Annotated in this window: 17 protein-coding genes; 12 read left to right on the plus strand and 5 right to left on the minus strand. The window is 61.6% G+C overall.

Features of this window, described 5'->3' with window-relative positions:
* Nucleotides 1–76: 76 nt before the first annotated feature.
* Nucleotides 77–565, plus strand: coding sequence for a peroxiredoxin (locus GGQ68_RS02805; RefSeq protein WP_183962864.1), 489 nt, complete (start codon nucleotides 77–79; stop codon nucleotides 563–565).
* Between the two features lie 12 nt (nucleotides 566–577).
* Here GGQ68_RS02805 and GGQ68_RS02810 read toward each other — a convergent pair whose 3' ends face one another.
* Complete coding sequence (locus GGQ68_RS02810) at nucleotides 578–1,525, minus strand: DUF2125 domain-containing protein (protein WP_183962865.1); 948 nt, start codon at nucleotides 1,523–1,525, stop codon at nucleotides 578–580.
* 95 nt (nucleotides 1,526–1,620) lie between these two features.
* Here GGQ68_RS02810 and GGQ68_RS02815 point away from each other — a divergent pair, with 95 nt between their 5' ends.
* The 3 genes from GGQ68_RS02815 (at nucleotide 1,621) to GGQ68_RS02825 (ending at nucleotide 6,125) form a co-directional block, all read left to right on the plus strand.
* Nucleotides 1,621–2,151, plus strand: coding sequence for a gamma-glutamylcyclotransferase (locus GGQ68_RS02815; protein WP_183962866.1), 531 nt, complete (start codon nucleotides 1,621–1,623; stop codon nucleotides 2,149–2,151).
* 131 nt (nucleotides 2,152–2,282) lie between these two features.
* Nucleotides 2,283–3,455, plus strand: coding sequence for a biopolymer transporter ExbB (locus GGQ68_RS02820; RefSeq protein ID WP_183962867.1), 1,173 nt, complete (start codon nucleotides 2,283–2,285; stop codon nucleotides 3,453–3,455).
* 3 nt (nucleotides 3,456–3,458) lie between these two features.
* On the plus strand, nucleotides 3,459–6,125 hold the full coding sequence (locus GGQ68_RS02825) for a peptidoglycan -binding protein (RefSeq protein ID WP_183962868.1): 2,667 nt from the start codon (nucleotides 3,459–3,461) through the stop codon (nucleotides 6,123–6,125).
* 21 nt (nucleotides 6,126–6,146) lie between these two features.
* On the opposite strand, the gene GGQ68_RS02830 is transcribed toward GGQ68_RS02825, so the two are convergent.
* The 3 genes from GGQ68_RS02830 to gloB all read right to left on the minus strand — a co-directional run bounded on the left by GGQ68_RS02830 (nucleotide 6,147) and on the right by gloB (nucleotide 10,447).
* Nucleotides 6,147–7,088 carry a M23 family metallopeptidase gene (locus GGQ68_RS02830; protein WP_183962869.1) on the minus strand — a complete coding sequence of 314 codons (942 nt, stop codon included), beginning with the start codon at nucleotides 7,086–7,088 and terminating at the stop codon, nucleotides 6,147–6,149.
* A gap of 41 nt (nucleotides 7,089–7,129) precedes the next feature.
* Nucleotides 7,130–9,469: an ATP-dependent Clp protease ATP-binding subunit ClpA gene (gene clpA / locus GGQ68_RS02835; RefSeq protein ID WP_183962870.1), complete on the minus strand. Its 2,340-nt coding sequence runs from the start codon at nucleotides 9,467–9,469 to the stop codon at nucleotides 7,130–7,132.
* Between the two features lie 216 nt (nucleotides 9,470–9,685).
* The gene (gene gloB / locus GGQ68_RS02840) at nucleotides 9,686–10,447 is read right to left on the minus strand and encodes a hydroxyacylglutathione hydrolase (protein WP_183962871.1); all 762 of its coding nucleotides are present in this window, start codon (nucleotides 10,445–10,447) and stop codon (nucleotides 9,686–9,688) included.
* An 85-nt stretch (nucleotides 10,448–10,532) separates the two neighbouring features.
* Between gloB and GGQ68_RS02845 the strand changes: the two genes are divergently transcribed.
* From GGQ68_RS02845 to GGQ68_RS02880, 8 genes are all read left to right on the plus strand, one after another.
* Complete coding sequence (locus GGQ68_RS02845; protein ID WP_183962872.1) at nucleotides 10,533–11,285, plus strand: class I SAM-dependent methyltransferase; 753 nt, start codon at nucleotides 10,533–10,535, stop codon at nucleotides 11,283–11,285.
* A gap of 529 nt (nucleotides 11,286–11,814) precedes the next feature.
* Nucleotides 11,815–12,378, plus strand: a complete 564-nt coding sequence (locus tag GGQ68_RS02850) for a F0F1 ATP synthase subunit delta (RefSeq protein ID WP_183962873.1) — start codon at nucleotides 11,815–11,817, stop codon at nucleotides 12,376–12,378.
* The gene (gene atpA / locus GGQ68_RS02855; protein ID WP_183962874.1) at nucleotides 12,379–13,917 is read left to right on the plus strand and encodes a F0F1 ATP synthase subunit alpha; all 1,539 of its coding nucleotides are present in this window, start codon (nucleotides 12,379–12,381) and stop codon (nucleotides 13,915–13,917) included.
* 12 nt (nucleotides 13,918–13,929) lie between these two features.
* Nucleotides 13,930–14,814, plus strand: a complete 885-nt coding sequence (locus GGQ68_RS02860; protein WP_183962875.1) for a F0F1 ATP synthase subunit gamma — start codon at nucleotides 13,930–13,932, stop codon at nucleotides 14,812–14,814.
* A gap of 19 nt (nucleotides 14,815–14,833) precedes the next feature.
* A complete protein-coding gene (atpD, locus tag GGQ68_RS02865; protein WP_183962876.1) occupies nucleotides 14,834–16,255 on the plus strand; it encodes a F0F1 ATP synthase subunit beta in 1,422 nt (473 codons plus the stop codon).
* Nucleotides 16,256–16,354: 99 nt separating this feature from the next.
* Nucleotides 16,355–16,789 (plus strand): F0F1 ATP synthase subunit epsilon, encoded by a 435-nt coding sequence (locus tag GGQ68_RS02870; protein ID WP_183963012.1) that lies wholly within the window; start codon nucleotides 16,355–16,357, stop codon nucleotides 16,787–16,789.
* 206 nt (nucleotides 16,790–16,995) lie between these two features.
* Nucleotides 16,996–17,679 carry a MarC family protein gene (locus GGQ68_RS02875; protein ID WP_183962877.1) on the plus strand — a complete coding sequence of 228 codons (684 nt, stop codon included), beginning with the start codon at nucleotides 16,996–16,998 and terminating at the stop codon, nucleotides 17,677–17,679.
* Between the two features lie 50 nt (nucleotides 17,680–17,729).
* The gene (locus tag GGQ68_RS02880) at nucleotides 17,730–18,083 is read left to right on the plus strand and encodes an H-type lectin domain-containing protein (protein ID WP_183962878.1); all 354 of its coding nucleotides are present in this window, start codon (nucleotides 17,730–17,732) and stop codon (nucleotides 18,081–18,083) included.
* Nucleotides 18,084–18,156: 73 nt separating this feature from the next.
* Here GGQ68_RS02880 and GGQ68_RS02885 read toward each other — a convergent pair whose 3' ends face one another.
* Complete coding sequence (locus GGQ68_RS02885) at nucleotides 18,157–19,164, minus strand: ribose-phosphate pyrophosphokinase (RefSeq protein ID WP_183962879.1); 1,008 nt, start codon at nucleotides 19,162–19,164, stop codon at nucleotides 18,157–18,159.
* Between the last annotated feature and the right edge of the window lie 58 nt (nucleotides 19,165–19,222).

The raw sequence follows: 19,222 nt of genomic DNA on the forward strand, positions 1-19,222 counted from the left end.
CCTCCCAGCTTTGTATTTGTCGCGGGCACACTATGTAGCGTGTCAGAGAAACGCAATTCCATGAAGGGACAGAACAATGGCAATTTCACAGGGTGATATGCTCCCCGAGGCAACTTTGTTGCGCGTTGGCGACAACGGACCGGAACCCGTAGAGCTGGGATCGCTGGCGAAGGGCCGCAAAATCGTGATCTTTGCGCTGCCGGGCGCCTACACGGGCACCTGCACCAATGCGCATGTGCCCTCCTTCATCGAAACGAAGGATGAGTTCACGGCAAAAGGCGTCGATGAGATCATCTGCATTGCGGTCAACGACCCCTTCGTGATGGATTCCTGGTCGCGTCACACGGGCGCGGACAAGGCTGGCATCACCTTCCTTGCGGACAGCGAAGCCAACTTTACCAAGTCGATGGGCATGGATTTCTCCGCCCCGCCTGCGGGCCTGATCAACCGTTCCAAGCGTTACGCCATGGTGGTCGAGGACGGTAAGATCACCGCGCTGAACCTCGATGACAATCCGGGCGTCTGCGAAACGTCCTGCGGTAAAGCCGTTCTGGAAGTCGCCTGAAGACCTTTGGCGTCACGGCAAACGCAGCCGTGGCGCCTCACCCAGTGGGATCATGCCGAAAGACATGTCGCCGCGGCGAAAGGTGAGCGGCAGATCCAGCGTATCACGCCGCCCCGACAGACCCGCCGCCACGGACAGCGCATCGCGCAGCGTGTCGGCCAGCGCATCGGGCAGGGTGCCCGCCTCGCGCGCCTGTTCCAAAAGCGCCTGCCAGTTTACGGCCCGCACCGTAAGTTCGCCACTCATCCGGCCTTCCTCATCCGCCGTCACGTCGCCTGCCACATCCAGCTCCAGCCCCTCGTGGTGATAGGACGCCTGACGCAAGGTTGCCGTGCGCGGCTGGGGCCGATCATTGTTCAGGGCATCCAGCGACCAGGGTTGGTCGAAACCCAACAGCGCTTGTACATCCACGGCATCAGATCCGCTGCCGCCCGGTGTGGCGACGCCTTGCGCGGAGAGGGCCAGCCGGTAATCGGTGCCCTCGACATGGTGGAAGTTGAACAAGACCCCGGCCAGCGCGGCCTCGGCAGCGGGCCCGTTGATGTTCAGCACCTCGGCTTCGATGTTCAGACGCTCGATGATGTCGTCCGTTTTGACCAGCGACGCGCGCAGGCCGTCGGACGTGACCGTCACCGGACCGTCGGGCAAGAGCACCTGCTGGCTGTCGGCAAAGGCAAGGATCACGTGGTCGCGCTGATAGCTCAGGCCAAGGATTTGCAGGAAAGGCGCCTGCCAGCCGGTCTGGTGCTCTGGATCTTGCAGGTCGATCCCGGAGATGGTGACGTCCAGCCGCGAAGGGAAGCCGTTCACCGATAGGTCATCGTATTGCGCGACCCAGCCATCAAGGCGGCGGTCCTCGAACCAGTCTTCGATCGAGCTGCGCAGGGTCCATGCCTGAACTGCCCAGTATCCGCCCCAGAGCAGGGCCGCTGCCACCACCAGACCAACGTATCGTTTCACGTCCCGCCCCTTTTCTTTGCTCGCGCCACATGTTTACAGGGGTTTCGTTTACACGGATCAAACGCCCGGCACTAGTCGGGGCAAAGGGGAACGATATGACGCTTTGGGTCTTTGGCTATGCATCGCTGCTGTGGAACCCCGGCTTTGAGGTGGCCGAGCGGGTTCAGGCGCGGTTGCACGGGTTCTCCCGCAGCTTTTGCATGTATTCGATCCACCATCGCGGCACGGAGGAAGAGCCGGGTCTGGTGCTGGCGCTGGACGCCCAGGAGAGCGCAAGCTGTGACGGCCTGGCCCTGCGCGCGGCCCCCGGTACAGAGGCGGAAACGCTGGAATACTTGCGCGAACGGGAGCTGATCTCCTCGGCATACGTGGAACAAATGTTGCCCCTGGCGCTGTCTGACGGGCGGCAGGTTGAGGCCGTGGCCTATGTCATCGACCCGCACCATGTGCAGTATTGCGACTTGTCGCTGGAAGAGCAGGCCCGCCTGATTGCCAAAGCCGTGGGGGGGCGTGGGCCGAACACCGAATATCTGTACAACACCGCGGCCCACCTCGAAGAGATTGGCATCCCGGATCCCGACTTGCAGTGGCTTACGCGACAGGTTCAGACATTGACCTCTGGTTGAGCAATTCTGACTATTGCGCAACACACGGGCGCTGTGTCGGTGCGGATATGCTGTGGTGATCATAAGGTCTTGGCGACACGGGAATAATCCCTTACGCATTAGCCAATAGAACCAGGTACCAGGTGTCCCACATGGTCCAGCCCCAGTACGAGGCCGAGCCCCATTTTTCCCATCCCGTCCGTCAGGTCATCTTGATGCTGGCGGTTTTGGCGATGTCTGCTGTCGGCGCTGTGCTGGCCGCGCCCAGTGTGCTGCCCGTCTTTCAGGCCAACCCCTATCTCAACGGCTTTATCATTCTGGTCTTTGTGCTCGGGGTGCTTGCGTGTTTCTGGCAGGTCTACAGCCTGATGACGTCTGTGCGGTGGATCGAACGTTACACCGCGACCGGCGATCAGGGCGTGCGCACCGCTGCCCCGACACTGCTGGCCCCCTTGGTGACGCTGCTGGGGTCGCGCCGCGACAAGCGGATGCAGATCAATACGACATCGACGCGCTCCATTCTGGAATCTGTGGCGCAACGCATTGACGAAGCACGGGAAATCACGCGCTACATTGTCTCCCTTCTGATCTTTCTGGGCCTGCTGGGCACGTTTTACGGCCTTGCCACCACCGTCCCTGCGCTGGTGGAAACCATTCAATCGCTCGCCCCGTCAGAAGGCGAAAGCGGTGTGCAGGTCTTTGGCCGGCTGATGAGCGGCCTCGAAAACCAGCTTGGCGGGATGGGTGTGGCCTTTGCCTCCTCGCTGCTGGGGCTCGCCAGTTCACTGGTTGTTGGCCTGTTGGAGTTGTTCGCGGGCCACGGGCAGAACCGCTTTTACCGCGAGCTGGAGGAATGGCTGTCCACCATCACGCGCATCGGCTTTTCCTCCGATACCGAAGGGCCCGACCTGGGGGCGGCGGGCGTTGTTCTGGACCAGATGGCCGATCAGATGGAACGGATGCAGTTCCTTTTTGCCGAAGCGGAGCAAAGCCGGTCCGAGGTCGACATGCGGCTGGCCCAATTGGCCGACAGCATCGAACGCATGACGGAGCGGATGGAGGCAACGGCACCATCTGCGCACGCGCTGGCACGGGTGGCGGAAGGGCAGGAACAGCTTGCCGACGCGATCCGCACCAAGGAAAGCCAGGAGGGTCTGGACGCCGAAAGCCGTATGCGTCTGCGGTCCATCGACGTGCAAATGCTGCGCATCCTCGAAGAAATCAGCGCAGGCCGGCAGGAAAGCATGGCCGAATTGCGCACCGATATCTCTGCCCTGACGCGCGCCGTTGGCACATCACGGGGCACACGTCCCCGGAGCGAGTAAGCGATGCCCTTGTCCCGACGCACTGGCGCACGGTTTCAGGCCAACATCTGGCCCGGCTTCGTCGATGCGATGACGGGATTGCTGCTGGTCCTGACCTTCGTTCTGTCGATTTTCATGGTGATCCAGTTTGTCCTGAACGAGACGATCACCGGGCAGGAAACTGAGCTGGATACGCTGTCCTCTGAATTGCTTGCACTGTCCGAGGCGCTGGGCGTGGCGCAAACCCGCAACGCAGAACTGTCGTCCGACGTGGACTCGCTGGCCGCGAGCCTTGGGGATCGCAACACAGAACTGGACGCAGCGCAAAACCTGATCGCGTCGCTGACCGCAACCCGCGACCAGCAGGCGGCGGAGTTGGAACAGGCGGCTGGCCGCATCTCTGACTTTGAGCAGCGCGTCGCGGCGCTTATCAGCGAGCGGGACACGGCCCGTGGCACGGTTGAAGACTTGACTGCGGCGCGCGATGAACTTGCCTCCGAGCGGGATGATCTGACGGCGGCCCTGACGGCGGCGCGGTCTGATCTTGATGCGCAGGCAGAAGCCGCCGCTCTGGCCAGCCGCCGACGCGAAGCTTTGGAAGCGTTGATCACGGACCTCCGTTCGCGCAACGCGGAGGCCACAGAGCAGGTGAGCGCGCTCACCGGGCAAGTGGATGAGTTGGAAGCGGCGCTGACTGAGGAAGAGGCCACGCGTCTGGCCGAGTCTGAAGCCGCCAAGGCCCTGCGGACGCGTCTTGAAAATGCCGACGCGGAGTTGACCGCGATGACGCTCGCCTTGGAAGAGGCCCGCGCCGAGGCGGAAGAGACGCTGACGTTGCTCGCAGCATCCCGTCAGGCGGAAAACGATCTGAACGCGCGGCTGGCTGCGGCGCTGGTGGATGGCGAAGAGCGTGGGGCCAACCTACAGGCGCGGGTCGATGCGCTCGAAGCGCGACTGGCCGATGCGCTGGCGCAGGGCGCGCAAACCGATGATCGTGTGACGTCCCTGCGTGATGATGTGCTGGCTGAGCAGGAGGCCCGCCGCGCTGCCGAAGAGGCGCTGGCCGCAGAGCGCCGTGCGTTGACCGAGACCGAGCGGGATCTGGCTGCGGCGCAGGCGGATGCCGATACCCGAGAGACGCAACTGTCTGATCTGTCAGCCAAACTGGCGGATGCCCTGTCGCGGATCGTCACCAGCGAGGCGCTACAGTCGGAACTGCAACGCCTGCAACAGCGTAATGCGGAGCTGGTGTCTAGCCTCGCCTCGGCGCGCGGAACGGCAACGGATCGCCGTGATGCGCTAACGGCGGCGCAGGCCGAGGGCGTCAGATTGCGCGATGCTTTGACCGAGGTCCGCAGTGATTTGGTCGCCGCGCAAGAGGCGTTGGATGAGGCCAAGGCAGAGGCCGCTGGCCTGCGTGCACAGGCCAATGCCGCCCGGGCGAATGACGGTGCGCTAAGTGCAAACATCGCTGAACTGCGCGGCGAGGTGGCGCAGACGCAGTCTGAGCTGGCGGCGGCCTTGGCCCGTCTCGAAGAGCGTGCGACGCGCATTGATCGGCTCTCGGCGGAGAACGAGGATTTGTCGGCCCGTCTGGCCGAATTGGGCGGTGCGGATGCGCGGGACGAGGTGGAGAGCCTGCGCAGCGCACGCGTCCGATTGGAAGCGGATCTCGCGGAGGCGACTGAACGGGCCGGTGCTCGGGAAGCCGAAATCACCACGCTGCGCCAGCAATTGGCGGAGGCAGAGGCCCGCGCGCAGGACCGGCAGGCGGACAGCCGCAGCCTGGAAGAACGGCTGGCGGCGGCCTTGGCTGCGCGTCTCGAGGCGGAAACCTCGGTTGAGGACACCCGCGATCGGTTGGCAGCCGCGTTGGCCCAGCAGCGCGCAGCGGAGCAAGGTCTGGACGAGGCGCTGACCGAGGCTGAGCAACGGCAAGCCTTGTTGTCCGACGCTCGGGACGAATTGGCGCAAACACGTGAGCGCGCAGGCGAGGCGCAGTTGAAGGTCGAGGCGTTGAACCGCAATGTGGCTGAGCTGCGCCGTCAGCTTGGGCAGCTTCAGGCTTTGCTGGACGACTCGAAGGTGCGGGACGCCATGGCGCAGGTCCAGTTGGAGTCCCTGGGCTCCGAGTTGAACACGGCCCTGGCGCGGGTGGCGCAAGAAGAGCGCGAGCGCCGCCGTTTGGAGGAAGAAGAACGCAAACGACTGGAAGCCGAAAAGGCTGACCTGGAACGGTTTCGGTCGGAATTTTTCGGGCGTCTGCGGGATGTCGTGGCGGATCGTGATGGCATCCGGATCGAAGGCGACCGGTTTGTGTTTTCTTCGGAGGTCTTGTTTGAACTGGGCTCAGCCGACCTGTCCCCCCTTGGGCGTCGGGAGATTTCCAAGGTGGCGAACATCCTGCGCGACATTGCCCGCGATATCCCGGATGGGATCGACTGGATCATTCGTGTGGACGGCCATACCGACGATATCCCCGTGCGTCTGGGCAGTGAATTCGAGGACAACTGGGACCTGAGCCAAGCCCGTGCCCGGGCCGTGGTGCTTGACATGGTGAACAGTTATGGCATTCCGCCCAGCCGCTTGGCTGCCAATGGCTTTGGCCAGTACCAGCCGGTAAACCCGGCGGACACGGCAGAAGCGAGAGCGCAAAATCGGCGCATCGAATTGAAGCTGACGGAACGCTGAAGGACAGTCGGGTGACCCGATCTAAGTGACGGTCACATGCGCGAAGCGGTGCGCGATGACTTTCCCTTTTCGGGTCAAGGTTGCTTCACCCAGATAGTCTCCCGTTGGCCAGCCGGTGGCGGGCGCTTTGCGGCCATAGGCGCGCAGGATACTGATCTGCGGTGACTTCAGGATCTGATCGTGCTCGAAAATCTGGCCATCCGGTCCCGTGGCCGACAGTCTGAGAATATCCCCGTGCTGCGCATATCCCGCATGGGCATAGACCACGACCGGGGCGTCGGCAGTGGCCTGCGTCACGCGCGCGGAGCCGTCCCGGACCGTATCGAGGTTCGGGATGTGGTCTGAGAAGCCCGCGGTTATGAGGCCGGTCTGTGTGTAGCTGGGCGGATCGTTCCAAAGCGTTTCGGTTGGCGTTTCGTCGCAGGTGCCTGTGGCCATAGGGCGAAAGGGATCAATGGTTTCCCCATCGTGTAAAACGCCGAAATGCAGGTGAGGATGGTTGGTCTGGCCGGACAGCCCGACGTCGCCGAGGGGTGTCCCGCGCTCGACGGATTGACCGGCGGCGACGCGGACGGAGCCGAGCGCCAAGTGACAATAGATCGTTTGCCAGCCCGCGCCGTGGTCAACCAAAACCGCATTGCCGCAGGCTGTTTCGGTGGTCACCCCATTCATCAACCTATCGTCGGCCATGCTATCGCGGGTGCGAACGACGGTGCCCGGTGCAGCGGCAGTGACCGCTGTCCCCGGCGCGTCGAAAGACAGCAAGGCAATGTCGGTGCCCTTGTGACCGTCACGGCTGTTGATACCGCAGGCGAAATCTCGTTGTGCTCCGACGCGCGGATCGTTGTCGACGTAGTCTTCGATGAAACAGGTCGTTCCGATCTCGCAATCCAGCGGCAGCGCAAGTTGGGGCTGCGCCAATGCGGGGAAGGGCAGGAGAAGAAAGAGGAGGAAACGGCGCATGAGAGTTGCGAAAAGGGCGCCCGCATGGGGCGCCCTTTCGATCAATCAGCGGTCAGAAGCGGCGGCTTCTTGGACCCGAGGCGGGGCTTGTCCGGTCCGTCGAGGGACAGCACAAGTTCGCCATCCTTGACGGAGACCTTGACGATGCCGCCCTTGGTCAGTTTGCCGAAGAGCAATTCCTCTGCCAGAGGCTTCTTTATGTGCTCCTGGATGACGCGGCCCAGGGGGCGGGCGCCCATCTTGTCGTCGTAGCCCTTCTCGGCCAGCCATTCCGCGGCCGGTGTCGTCAGCTCGATCGTCACGTTGCGGTCGAGCAACTGTGCTTCCAACTGCAGGACGAACTTCTCGACAACCTGAATTATGGTGTCTTTCGGCAGCGGCTGGAAGCTGATGACGGCGTCCAGACGGTTGCGGAACTCAGGCGTGAAGGTGCGCTCGATCGCGGCGGTGTCCTCGCCTTCGCGCCGATCACGACCGAAGCCGATGGCCGCTTTTGCCATGTCTGCGGCCCCCGCGTTGGAGGTCATGATCAGGATCACGTTGCGGAAATCGACGGTGCGACCGTTGTGATCCGTCAGCGAGCCATGGTCCATGACCTGAAGCAGGATGTTGTACACATCCGGGTGCGCCTTCTCCATCTCATCCAGCAGCAGCACGCAATGCGGGTGCTGGTCGACGCCATCGGTCAACTGGCCGCCCTGGTCAAAGCCAACATAGCCCGGAGGCGCCCCGATCAGGCGAGAGACGGCGTGCTTCTCCATGTACTCGGACATGTCAAAGCGCAGGAGTTCGACACCAAGCTGGTCTGCAAGCTGTTTCGCCACCTCGGTTTTACCAACGCCGGTCGGACCTGCGAAGAGATAGTTGCCGATGGGTTTCTCAGGCTCCCGCAGACCGGCGCGGGCCAGTTTGATTGCGGACGACAGCGCCGTGATGGCGGTGTCCTGACCGAAGACCACCCGCTTGAGCGAGGCTTCAAGATCCTTGAGAACCTCAGCATCGTCTTTCGACACGTTTTTCGGAGGGATGCGGGCGATCTTGGCGACCACGTCCTCGATCTCCTTGGTGCCGATAGATTTACGGCGCTTTGACTGAGCGACGAGATGCTGTGCCGCGCCGGCTTCGTCGATCACGTCGATCGCCTTGTCGGGGAGCTTTCGGTCATTGATATAGCGTGCCGAAAGTTCAACGGCGGTCTTGATCGCGTCGTTGGTGTATTTGATCGAGTGATGTTCCTCAAAGTAGGGTTTCAGACCCTTGAGGATTTTCACTGTGTCTTCGACAGAGGGCTCGTTCACGTCGATTTTCTGGAAGCGACGCGACAGAGCGCGGTCCTTCTCGAAATGCTGACGGAACTCCTTGTACGTGGTGGAGCCCATGGTGCGCAGCTTGCCGCCCTGAAGGGCAGGCTTCAGCAGGTTGGAAGCATCCATAGCCCCGCCAGAGGTCGCGCCGGCGCCGATCACGGTGTGGATCTCGTCGATGAAGAGCACGGAATCCGGGTGATCCTCGAGTTCCTGAACAACGGCTTTCAGGCGCTCTTCGAAGTCGCCGCGATACCGCGTCCCGGCAAGAAGTGCGCCCATGTCGAGCGAGAAAATCGTGGTTTTCGACAGAACATCGGGGACTTCGCCCGCGATGATCTTGCGTGCGAGACCCTCTGCAATGGCCGTTTTGCCCACGCCGGGATCCCCCACCAGAAGCGGGTTGTTCTTACGACGGCGGCACAACACCTGAATGCAGCGTTCGACTTCGTGGTCACGACCAATCAGCGGATCAATGTCGCCTTCTTCGGCTTTGACGTTCAGATCGACGCAATATTTCGCAAGTGCAGATTCCTTGTCCTGACCGGAGGAGGAAGACGACGATGCTTCGGAGGCTTGCGCCTCTTCCTCGGCATCAGTTGCGCCTTGCACGGGGCGCTGCTCGCCATAGGCAGGGTTCTTGGCAACGCCGTGCGCGATGAAGTTGACCGCGTCGTAGCGGGTCATGTCCTGTTCTTGCAGGAAGTAGGCCGCGTTCGATTCGCGCTCGGCAAAAATCGCCACCAGCACATTTGCACCGGTTACTTCTGTGCGGCCGGAAGACTGAACATGGATCGCCGCGCGCTGGATGACGCGCTGGAAGGCGGCTGTGGGAACCGCTTCAGACCCTTCGATATCGGTGACCAGATTGGCGAGATCCTCGTCGATGAATTCCACCAGCGTGGTGCGCAGGTCCTCGGTGTCGACCGAGCACGCCTTCAGCACGCGGGAGGCATCAGGTTCGTCGACCAGCGCCAACAGCAAGTGTTCGAGCGTGGCGAACTCGTGGCTGCGCGAATTTGCCAACGCCAGCGCCGAGTGAATTGCCTGCTCAAGGGTGTTCGAGAATGAAGGCACGTTGTGCTCCTCTTGTCTGCGCTGTCCATCGGGATCAGCATTGCCCCGTTAGGTTAAAGTTTGGTCGATTAATCCGCGGCTTCAAGTTTTTTCTTTTCACACATCCGTCACATCGGGCCAAATAACATGGCCTGCTGCCGCTTCGGGCATCGCGCGTGCTGGCAATTGACCAGCCTCGGCGCGACAGGATGTCCCGGATCTGTCCAATGGAGCAGGTCAGAACTTGTCCTTGCGGGCACGGATCTCGGTAAAGACCTCGAGGTCCGTAGCATCCGGCATGTTCATCGCCTTTTTGACCGAAGGCTGACCTGCACGCAGGAAGGGATTCGTCTGGAGTTCGAGGGAAAGCGGCACTTGCGCGGTGGGTTGCCCCTTGGCGCGGGCCGCGGTGATCATCTGTGTCCTAGAGATAAGCGCGGCGTTCTCAGGGTCAATAGTCTGGGCGAAGGCTGCGTTCGATGCGGTGTATTCGTGCCCGGAACAAACAATGGTGTCGGGGTTCAGCGCCGCCAGCGTCGACAGGCTGTCCCACATCATTTCCGGAGTGCCCTCGAAAATGCGGCCGCACCCAAAGGCCATCAGGCTGTCGGCGGTAAAGACATATCCCGCCTGAGGATAGTGGAAGGCGACGTGGCCCAGCGTGTGGCCCGGAACGGCAATCACTTCGCACAGCCCTTCGCCTTCTCCACCGTAGGTGCCTGGCTCCAAAGCCATGTCCAGCTCGGGCAGTTTGTGCGCTTCGGCCTCTGGGCCCGCGACCTTGCAGCGGTATTTCTCGCGCAGTTGTGCGACGCCGCCCACGTGGTCGTGGTGATGGTGGGTGATCATGATGACGTCCGGTGTCCACCCGCGCTGGTCGAGCGCAGCGATCAGCGGTTCCGCCTCTGGCGCGTCGATCACGGCAATGCCATCCGGCCCCTTCACGATATAGGCGTAATTGTCCGAGAGGCAGGGGACGGTTACAATATCCAATGGCATGGTGTTTCCCTGAATGCTTTGTAAGATGGGAGCAGGGTGGACGATCCTGCCCGGGGACACAACTGCGGTTGAGACTGGAGAGACTATGCACCTGGATGTGCAGGCGTTGCGCGACTTCTATTACCGCAGTGCGCTGGGGCGTGCGGCGCAACGGATCGTGCGCGACGAGGTACTGCGCCGCTGGAGCCCCGAGGATGTCCAGGGCCAAACGATGGTGGGCTATGGCTTTGCCGTGCCGCTGCTGCGCCCCTACCTGAAGGATGCGCGCCGGGTGACTGCCTTGATGCCTGCGCCGCAGGGGGTGATGCCCTGGCCTGCGGGAATGCCCAACGTGTCGGTGTTGAGCGAGGAGACGCTTTGGCCGCTGGAAACCGGCCACGTGGACCGTCTGATCCTGATGCATGGTCTGGAAACATCCGAACGCCCCTCGGATCTGCTCGATGAAGCGTATCGCGTGTTGGGGCCGGGGGGGCGGGCGTTGTTTGTGCTGCCCAACCGGTCGGGCCTGTGGGCGCGGGCGGACTGGACGCCCTTCGGCTATGGGCGCCCCTATTCGATCGGCCAGTTGGAAACCCAATTGAAGAAGCATGATTTCGTGCCTGAACGCGCGCTGTCGGTGCTGTATCAACCGCCGTCGGGGCGACGCTTCTGGATGAAGACCGCGCCGATGTGGGAAAAGCTGGGCCGAATGATCCCGGTGACTGCAGGGGGGGTGATGCTGGTGGAAGCTTCCAAGCGCTACCCGCCCACCCGTGCGGGATTGGGCGAGCGCCGCCGGGTTCGAAATCCGTTGGGCGTGCTGGCCCCCAAACCGGGCAAGGTCGCAGGCTCGGTCTGAGTGTTGCTCTCTGCCGGTCAGGTGCGCAGGAGGCTCGCGCTCAGGAGGCCTTGTGCGGTGCGGTTGATTTGGGCCAGCGTCGTGCCAAGATCGTGCTCTGGAATTGTCCGGCAGACGCCCAGCGGTGCGTAGGTAATTCTGCCGCCAAATTGGCGAAGAGCCGGTTGAAAAACTGAACTGAAGGGTACACCTTTGGATTTGATGACGGTTTCAGCGCTGCGCTTCGCGGGGACGAAGTCGCAATCTGTGTGGTTTTCGCCTCTACGACCTGCGCGGAATCGCCGCTTCAGGCGCTAAAAACTGCGCTTTTATTGCATCATCTTTGGGCACAGATGGTCGCATATCACGCAACCTTATGAAATCGTTAACTTTAGCGCCCACGGCCAAGATGTCTAAGGATGTTGCGACGTCCGGGTGGCTCTGCTACATCCGCCACGATTTACCTGCCTTGGCCAAAATCAGGGCGCAAAGATGCCTTCGGACGCCTCGCCATTCGGCGGGAGCGTGACGGGGGCCGCAAACCGGAAGGGTGGACGTGTCTGACAGCTCGATTTCCTCCGGCATCGCCGAACGGTATGCCACCGCCGTCTTTGAGATCGCCAAGGAGAATAACAATCTCCCGCGTCTCGAAGAAAACCTTAACGACCTGAGCGCCGCCTTGGACGAAAGTGCCGATCTGCGTGAACTCCTGGTCAACCCGGCCTACTCCCGCGAGGAGCAGGGCCAGGCCATCGGCAAGATCGCCGATGCCATGGGTTTGATCGACGCGCTGAAAGGGGCGCTGGGGGTCATGGCCTCCAAGCGTCGCCTGTTCGTGGTGCCCGCTTTGGTGCGCCGCCTGCGCGAGATGATCGCTGCAGAGAAGGGCGAAGTGACGGCAGAGGTGACCTCGGCGCAGCCGCTGACCGACGAACAGTCGGCAAACCTTGCACAGACCCTCAAAGAGAAGGTTGGCAAGGACGTTAAGATCAATGCTACCGTCGATGAAACCCTCATCGGTGGTCTTATCGTAATGGTGGGCTCGAAAATGATCGACACGTCGATCCGCTCGAAGCTCAACTCCCTCCAGAATGCAATGAAAGAGGTCGGATAAATGGGTATCCAAGCTGCAGAGATTTCTGCGATCCTGAAGGACCAGATCAAAAACTTCGGCCAGGACGCCGAAGTTGCTGAAGTGGGTCGCGTGCTGAGCGTTGGGGACGGTATTGCCCGTGTCCATGGCCTCGATAACATCCAGGCCGGCGAGATGGTCGAATTCCCGGGTGGCATCATGGGCATGGCGCTGAACCTCGAAACCGACAACGTCGGTATCGTGATCTTCGGCTCTGACCGTGACATCAAGGAAGGCGACACCGTCAAGCGGACGAACTCCATCGTGGACGTTCCCGCGGGCAAGGGCCTGCTGGGTCGCGTCGTCGATGGTCTCGGCAACCCGCTGGACGGCAAGGGCCCGATCGAATTCGAAGAGCGCCGCGTCGCCGACGTCAAGGCGCCGGGCATCATCCCGCGTAAATCCGTGCACGAGCCCATGGCGACTGGCCTCAAGGCCGTCGACGCCATGATCCCGATCGGCCGTGGCCAGCGTGAGCTGATCATCGGCGACCGTCAGACCGGCAAGACCGCCGTGGCCCTCGACGCGATCCTGAACCAGAAGTCCTACAACGACGCGGCCGCGTCCGACGACGACAAGCTGTACTGCGTGTACGTCGCCATCGGCCAGAAGCGTTCGACCGTTGCGCAGCTGGTGAAGAAGCTCGAAGAATCCGGTGCGATCGACTACTCCATCGTCGTGGCCGCCACAGCGTCCGACCCGGCCCCGATGCAGTTCCTGGCACCCTATGCCGCGACCGCAATGGCCGAGTACTTCCGCGACAACGGCAAGCACGCGCTCATCGTCTATGATGACCTGTCCAAGCAGGCCGTGTCCTACCGCCAGATGTCCCTGCTGCTGCGCCGCCCGCCGGGCCGTGAAGCATACCCGGGCGACGTTTTCTACCTCCACTCGCGCCTGCTGGAACGGTCGGCCAAGCTGAACGAAGACAACGGCTCCGGTTCGCTGACGGCTCTGCCGATCATCGAAACCCAAGGCGGTGACGTGTCCGCGTTTATTCCGACCAACGTGATCTCCATCACCGACGGTCAGATCTTCCTGGAAACCGAACTGTTCTATCAGGGCGTTCGTCCTGCCGTGAACACCGGTCTGTCCGTGTCTCGTGTGGGCTCCAGCGCTCAGACCGACGCCATGTCCTCCGTGGCTGGCCCGGTGAAGCTGTCCCTCGCGCAGTACCGTGAAATGGCCGCGTTCGCGCAGTTCGGCTCCGACCTCGACGCCGCGACCCAGCAGCTGCTGAACCGTGGTGCCCGTCTGACCGAGCTGATGAAACAGCCGCAGTATTCGCCGCTGACCAACGCGGAAATCGTCTGCGTCATCTTCGCCGGCACAAACGGCTACCTCGACAAGGTTGCGGTTGGCGACGTTGGCCGTTTCGAAAAAGGCCTGCTACAGTTCCTGCGTTCGAAGAAAGCCGATTTCCTGAACTGGATCGAAACAGACGATCCCAAGTTCAAGAAAGGCGAGCCGGTTGACAAGATGAAAGCGGTTCTCGACGAATACGCAGCGGACTTCTCGTAAGAGGATCATCCGATGCCAAATCTCAAGGATCTCAAAAACAGGATCGCGTCGGTCAAATCGACCCGCAAGATCACCAAGGCCATGCAGATGGTCGCGGCTGCAAAACTGCGCCGCGCCCAGGATGCGGCCGAAGCGTCCCGCCCTTACGCGGAACGCTTCAACGCGGTGATGGCGTCCCTGGCCGCATCTGTCGGCGATAGCGATACGGCACCCCGCCTTTTGGCGGGGACCGGCAAGGACGACGTGCAGCTGCTGGTGGTTCTGACCGCCGAGCGCGGCCTGTGCGGCGGCTTCAACACAAACATCGTCAAGTTGGCCAAGGCCAAGATTGCCGAACTGAAGGGCGCGGGCAAAACCGTGAAGATCCTGACAGTCGGCAAGAAGGGCCGTGAACAGCTGAAGCGTGAGTACAGTGACCTCTTCGTGGGTCACGTGGATCTGTCCGATGTAAAGCGTCTCGGCTACGGCGACGCGCAAAACATCGCAAAGGACATCCTGTCGCGCTTTGACAACGGTGAGTTCGACGTGGCGACGATCTTCTTTGCCAAGTTCAACTCCGTGATCTCTCAGGATCCGACGGCCCTTCAGGTCATCCCGGCATCCTACGAGACCACTGACGAGAGCCAGGCGGATGCGGAGACCAGCCAGTACGACTACGAGCCCGACGAAGAGGCGATCCTCGCTGACCTGCTCCCCCGTGGCGTGGCGACGCAGATCTTCACGGCGTTGCTCGAAAATGCCGCCTCCGAACAGGGCGCGCGCATGTCGGCAATGGACAACGCCACCCGCAACGCGGGCGACATGATCGACCAGCTGACCATCGAGTATAACCGCTCGCGTCAGGCCGTCATCACCAACGAGCTTATCGAAATCATTTCGGGCGCCGAGGCGCTCTAAGGAACCCGGAGAGAAACCAATGACAGCACTAGGCAAGATCACTCAGGTGATTGGCGCCGTGGTCGACGTCCAGTTCGACGGCCACCTGCCGGCAATTCTTAACGCGCTGAACACCGACAACAACGGCAAGAAGCTGGTCCTCGAAGTGGCCCAGCACCTTGGCGAGAACACGGTCCGCACCATCGCTATGGACGCGACCGAAGGTCTCGTTCGTGGTCAGGAAGTGTCCGACACCGGCGCTCCGATTTCCGTTCCGGTCGGCCCCGCTACCCTGGGTCGCATCCTGAACGTCATCGGCGAGCCCGTGGACGAAGGTGAACCGATCAACGCTGACGAATATCGTCCGATCCACGCCGACGCGCCCGCGTTCCAGGATCAGTCCACCGAATCCGAAGTCCTCGAGACAGGCATCAAGGTCATCGACCTGCTGGCGCCGTACTCCAAGGGCGGCAAGATCGGCCTGTTCGGCGGCGCCGGTGTGGGCAAGACCGTTCTCATCATGGAACTGATCAACAACATCGCGAAGGTGCACTCGGGCTACTCCGTGTTCGCCGGTGTTGGTGAGCGGACCCGTGAAGGCAACGACCTTTACCACGAGATGATCGAATCCAACGTCATCAAGCCCGACAACCTGTCCGAATCGCAGGTTGCGCTGGTGTACGGCCAGATGAACGAGCCTCCGGGTGCGCGTGCACGTGTTGCTCTGACCGGCCTGACGCTGGCCGAGCAGTTCCGCGACAGCTCCGGCTCCGACGTTCTGTTCTTCGTGGACAACATCTTCCGCTTCACGCAGGCCGGTTCCGAGGTGTCCGCACTTCTGGGTCGTATCCCCTCCGCTGTGGGCTACCAGCCGACACTGGCGACGGACATGGGCCAGATGCAGGAACGCATCACCTCCACCAAGAACGGCTCGATCACGTCGATCCAGGCCGTCTACGTTCCCGCGGACGACCTTACCGACCCGGCACCGGCAACGACCTTTGCCCACCTGGACGCGACCACGGTTCTCAACCGCGCGATCTCCGAGCTGGGCATCTACCCGGCCGTTGACCCGCTCGACTCGAACTCGCGTCTGATGGACCCGCAGATCGTTGGCGAGGAGCACTACCAGGTGGCTCGTGACGTTCAGGGGATCCTGCAGCGTTACAAATCCCTGCAGGACATCATCGCCATCCTCGGGATGGACGAACTGTCCGAAGAGGATAAGCTGACCGTGGCCCGTGCTCGTAAGATCCAGCGTTTCCTGTCTCAGCCCTTCGACGTTGCGAAAGTGTTCACTGGCTCGGACGGTATTCAGGTTCCGCTCGAAGACACCATCAAGTCGTTCAAGGCTGTTGTCGCCGGCGAATACGACCACCTGCCCGAAGGCGCCTTCTACATGGTTGGCGGCATCGAGGAAGTGATCGCCAAAGCCGAGAAAATGGCTTCGGACGCTGCCTAATCCGGTTGGGGCTGGGCGGGTGTGACCCGTTCGGCCCCGCCGTTCACCATCCTGCGCATGGGGGCCTTGGCCAACCATGACGCGCCAAAGGAGTTTCACATGGCAGACACGATGCAATTCGACCTCGTCTCGCCGGAGCGCAAGCTCCTGTCGGCGCAGGCAAAGTCGGTGCAAATCCCCGGTTCCGAAGGCGACCTGACCGCCATGCCGAACCATGCTGCAACCATCACCACCCTGCGTCCCGGTGTGCTGACCGTCGAAACCGACAAAGGCACCGAGAAATTTGTCGTGACCGGCGGTTTCGCTGAAATCGGCGAGACCGTTTCCGTCTTGGCGGAAAAGGCGTTGCCCGCAGCGGACGTGGATCAAAAGACCTACGAAGCTTTGGTCGCAGAGGCACATGAAGCCTACAAGCAGACCAAGGTGACCTTCGAGAACGAGCCCGGCCCCGTGGACGACGCAGCCAAGTTGCTGCAGGACATGGTCGCCGTGGGGACCCACATCGGCCTCGACCCGATGCAGCCCTCGCTTTAAGGGTTCTTGAAACCGTTTCAGGAAAACCCCGCGCCACATGGTGCGGGGTTTTTTGCATTTCGGCAAAAATAATCTTAATACACCGGCTGAAGTGACCCATCTGTGCGCATCTTCGCCGGAGAACTTTCTGTCGCAGCAATCAGATGTTCCACTGTGTCACGGGACGGGCTAGATGGGCGGCAAGCCCCTACCGCACGGAGATCCCCATGGACTTTGCCCTCGACTGGACGAGCCTGCTGCGCGAATTCGTCACGCTTTTCGTTGTGGTGGACCCCATCGGTACGCTTCCGGTGTTCTACTTTGCCACCGCCGCTGTGCCTGCCGCGCTGCATTGGAAGTTTGCCGTCCGCGCGGTGTTGGTGGCCTGGATCGTTTTGCTTGGTTTCCTGGTGGGCGGACAGCTGCTGCTGGAGGCGCTTGGGCTACGCTTTGGCTCCTTCCAGATTGCCGGCGGCATCATCCTGTTTCTGTTTGCTCTGACCATGATCTTTGGCGAAAGCAAACCCGACCATGAAATCGTGGAGGCCGAGAAAGGCCATCTGGCGGGGGCGGTCTTTCCCCTTGCCATGCCGTCGATCGCGTCGCCGGGGGCGATGCTGGCGATAGTCGTTCTCACAGACAATCACGCCCATTCGATCCCGGATCAGGTGTTGACGGCCGTTCTGCTGACAGCTGTGTTGGCGCTGACGCTGGGTCTGCTGCTTCTTGGCGCGCGTCTGAAGCGTGTCCTTGGCTCCACCGGGGCGAGCGTCATCAGCCGTGTTATGGGCATTATACTGGCCACTGTGGCCGTGGATGCAGTGCTGGGTGGATTGGATGCCGTCGGGGCGATGCAGCTCGACAGGGCCACCAACGGCGGCGTGCCGGCCGAGGTTACGATTTCAGAGTGATTCCCGGATAGATTGCGGGTATAGCCGTTGCAAAAGACGAAAGAGCAGTCATGCGCAAATTCCACGCGGCGACCATGGGGGTCGATCAGGGCAACGAGGACATCTTTGCCGACTTTCTGGATGGTGGCGAGATGTGGACTGGGGAAGGCACACGGGAACGCCGCAAGCCCATCGTGTTCAGCGAGCAATTTCGGTCCCGCCCGGTTGTACAGGTTGGCCTGTCGATGTGGGATATGGACAACTGTGCCAATTTACGGGCTGACGTAGCCGCGGACAAAGTGACTGAACGCGGATTTGAACTGGTCTTTCGCACATGGGCCGACACAAAGGTCGCGCGCATCCGTATGAACTGGCTCGCCATCGGTGAGGTCGCCAGCGAGGACGATTGGGATCTAGACGTTTAAGCCGACTGGGGCTTGGATAGAAAAAACCCGGCCACGAGGACCGGGTTGCATGATCTGGCTTTCGGGCAATCGTTCAAAGAATGCCTTCGTAGATTGGACCGAGTGTCTCTGTCTCGAACAGGGAGGACACCGATGTCCCGTTCCAGATGTTCAGGATCGACTGCGCGAACATCGGTGCCGTGGGCAGTACGCGAATGTTCGGTGCGTCGGCCACCGGGCCTGTGGGCTGGATCGAATCGGTCAGCACCAACGTCTTGAGCACTGAATTGGTGATCCGTTCCACCGCCGGGCCGGACATGACCCCGTGCGAGATATAGGCGTGCACTTCGGTTGCGCCGTGCTCCATGATGACTTCGGCTGCCTTGCAGAGCGTGCCTGCCGTGTCACACATGTCGTCGACAATAATGCATTTCTTGCCGGTGACGTCGCCGATCACAGTCATCTCGGCAATCTCGCCGGGCTTTTCGCGGCGCTTGTCGACGATGGAAAGGGGGGCGTTGATTCGTTTTGCCAATTCGCGCGCGCGGGCCACGCCGCCGACGTCTGGGGAGATGACCATGACGTCTTCGAGGTTGTCGAACTGGTTCTGGATGTCCAACGCAAAGATGGGCGAGGCGTAAAGGTTGTCCACCGGAATGTCGAAGAAGCCCTGGATTTGCGCCGCGTGCAGGTCCAGCGTCAGGATGCGTTCGATGCCTGCTTCGACCATCATGTTGGCGACCAGCTTGGCGGTGATGGGCGTCCGAGCCTTGGTGCGGCGGTCCTGACGGGCATAGCCGAAGTAGGGGATCACGGCGGTGATGCGTGACGCAGAGGACCGGCGCAGCGCGTCGGCCATGATCAGCAGTTCCATCAGGTTGTCGTTGGCGGGGTTCGACGTGGGCTGGATGACGAACATGTCCTCGCCGCGCACGTTCTCGAACACCTCGACAAAAATTTCCTGATCGTTGAAGCGCTCGACGCGGGTCTCGACCAGACCGACGGACATTCCGCGGTACAAGGACATGCGGCGGGCGATGGCTTCGGCCAGCGGTCGGTTGGCATTGCCGGCGATCAGTTTCGGCTCAATGACGGTGGGCATGGGCAGCGTGCTCCGTAGAGGATAGATGACGGATTCGTGACGTGTTGCGCACCCGTTA

The sequence above is a fragment of the Sagittula marina genome, from assembly GCF_014196795.1.
Lineage (GTDB): Bacteria > Pseudomonadota > Alphaproteobacteria > Rhodobacterales > Rhodobacteraceae > Sagittula > Sagittula marina.

What these genes read in the sequence shown, in the direction of transcription:
- GGQ68_RS02805 (WP_183962864.1), top strand. Translation starts at nt 77, where the DNA reads ATGGCAATTTCACAGGGTGATATGCTCCCCGAGGCAACTTTGTTGCGC.
- GGQ68_RS02815 (WP_183962866.1), top strand. Translation starts at nt 1,621, where the DNA reads ATGACGCTTTGGGTCTTTGGCTATGCATCGCTGCTGTGGAACCCCGGC.
- GGQ68_RS02820 (WP_183962867.1), top strand. Translation starts at nt 2,283, where the DNA reads ATGGTCCAGCCCCAGTACGAGGCCGAGCCCCATTTTTCCCATCCCGTC.
- GGQ68_RS02825 (WP_183962868.1), top strand. Translation starts at nt 3,459, where the DNA reads ATGCCCTTGTCCCGACGCACTGGCGCACGGTTTCAGGCCAACATCTGG.
- GGQ68_RS02830 (WP_183962869.1), bottom strand. Translation starts at nt 7,088, where the DNA reads ATGCGCCGTTTCCTCCTCTTTCTTCTCCTGCCCTTCCCCGCATTGGCG.
- gloB (WP_183962871.1), bottom strand. Translation starts at nt 10,447, where the DNA reads ATGCCATTGGATATTGTAACCGTCCCCTGCCTCTCGGACAATTACGCC.
- GGQ68_RS02845 (WP_183962872.1), top strand. Translation starts at nt 10,533, where the DNA reads ATGCACCTGGATGTGCAGGCGTTGCGCGACTTCTATTACCGCAGTGCG.
- atpA (WP_183962874.1), top strand. Translation starts at nt 12,379, where the DNA reads ATGGGTATCCAAGCTGCAGAGATTTCTGCGATCCTGAAGGACCAGATC.
- GGQ68_RS02860 (WP_183962875.1), top strand. Translation starts at nt 13,930, where the DNA reads ATGCCAAATCTCAAGGATCTCAAAAACAGGATCGCGTCGGTCAAATCG.
- atpD (WP_183962876.1), top strand. Translation starts at nt 14,834, where the DNA reads ATGACAGCACTAGGCAAGATCACTCAGGTGATTGGCGCCGTGGTCGAC.
- GGQ68_RS02870 (WP_183963012.1), top strand. Translation starts at nt 16,355, where the DNA reads ATGGCAGACACGATGCAATTCGACCTCGTCTCGCCGGAGCGCAAGCTC.
- GGQ68_RS02875 (WP_183962877.1), top strand. Translation starts at nt 16,996, where the DNA reads ATGGACTTTGCCCTCGACTGGACGAGCCTGCTGCGCGAATTCGTCACG.
- GGQ68_RS02880 (WP_183962878.1), top strand. Translation starts at nt 17,730, where the DNA reads ATGCGCAAATTCCACGCGGCGACCATGGGGGTCGATCAGGGCAACGAG.
- GGQ68_RS02885 (WP_183962879.1), bottom strand. Translation starts at nt 19,164, where the DNA reads ATGCCCACCGTCATTGAGCCGAAACTGATCGCCGGCAATGCCAACCGA.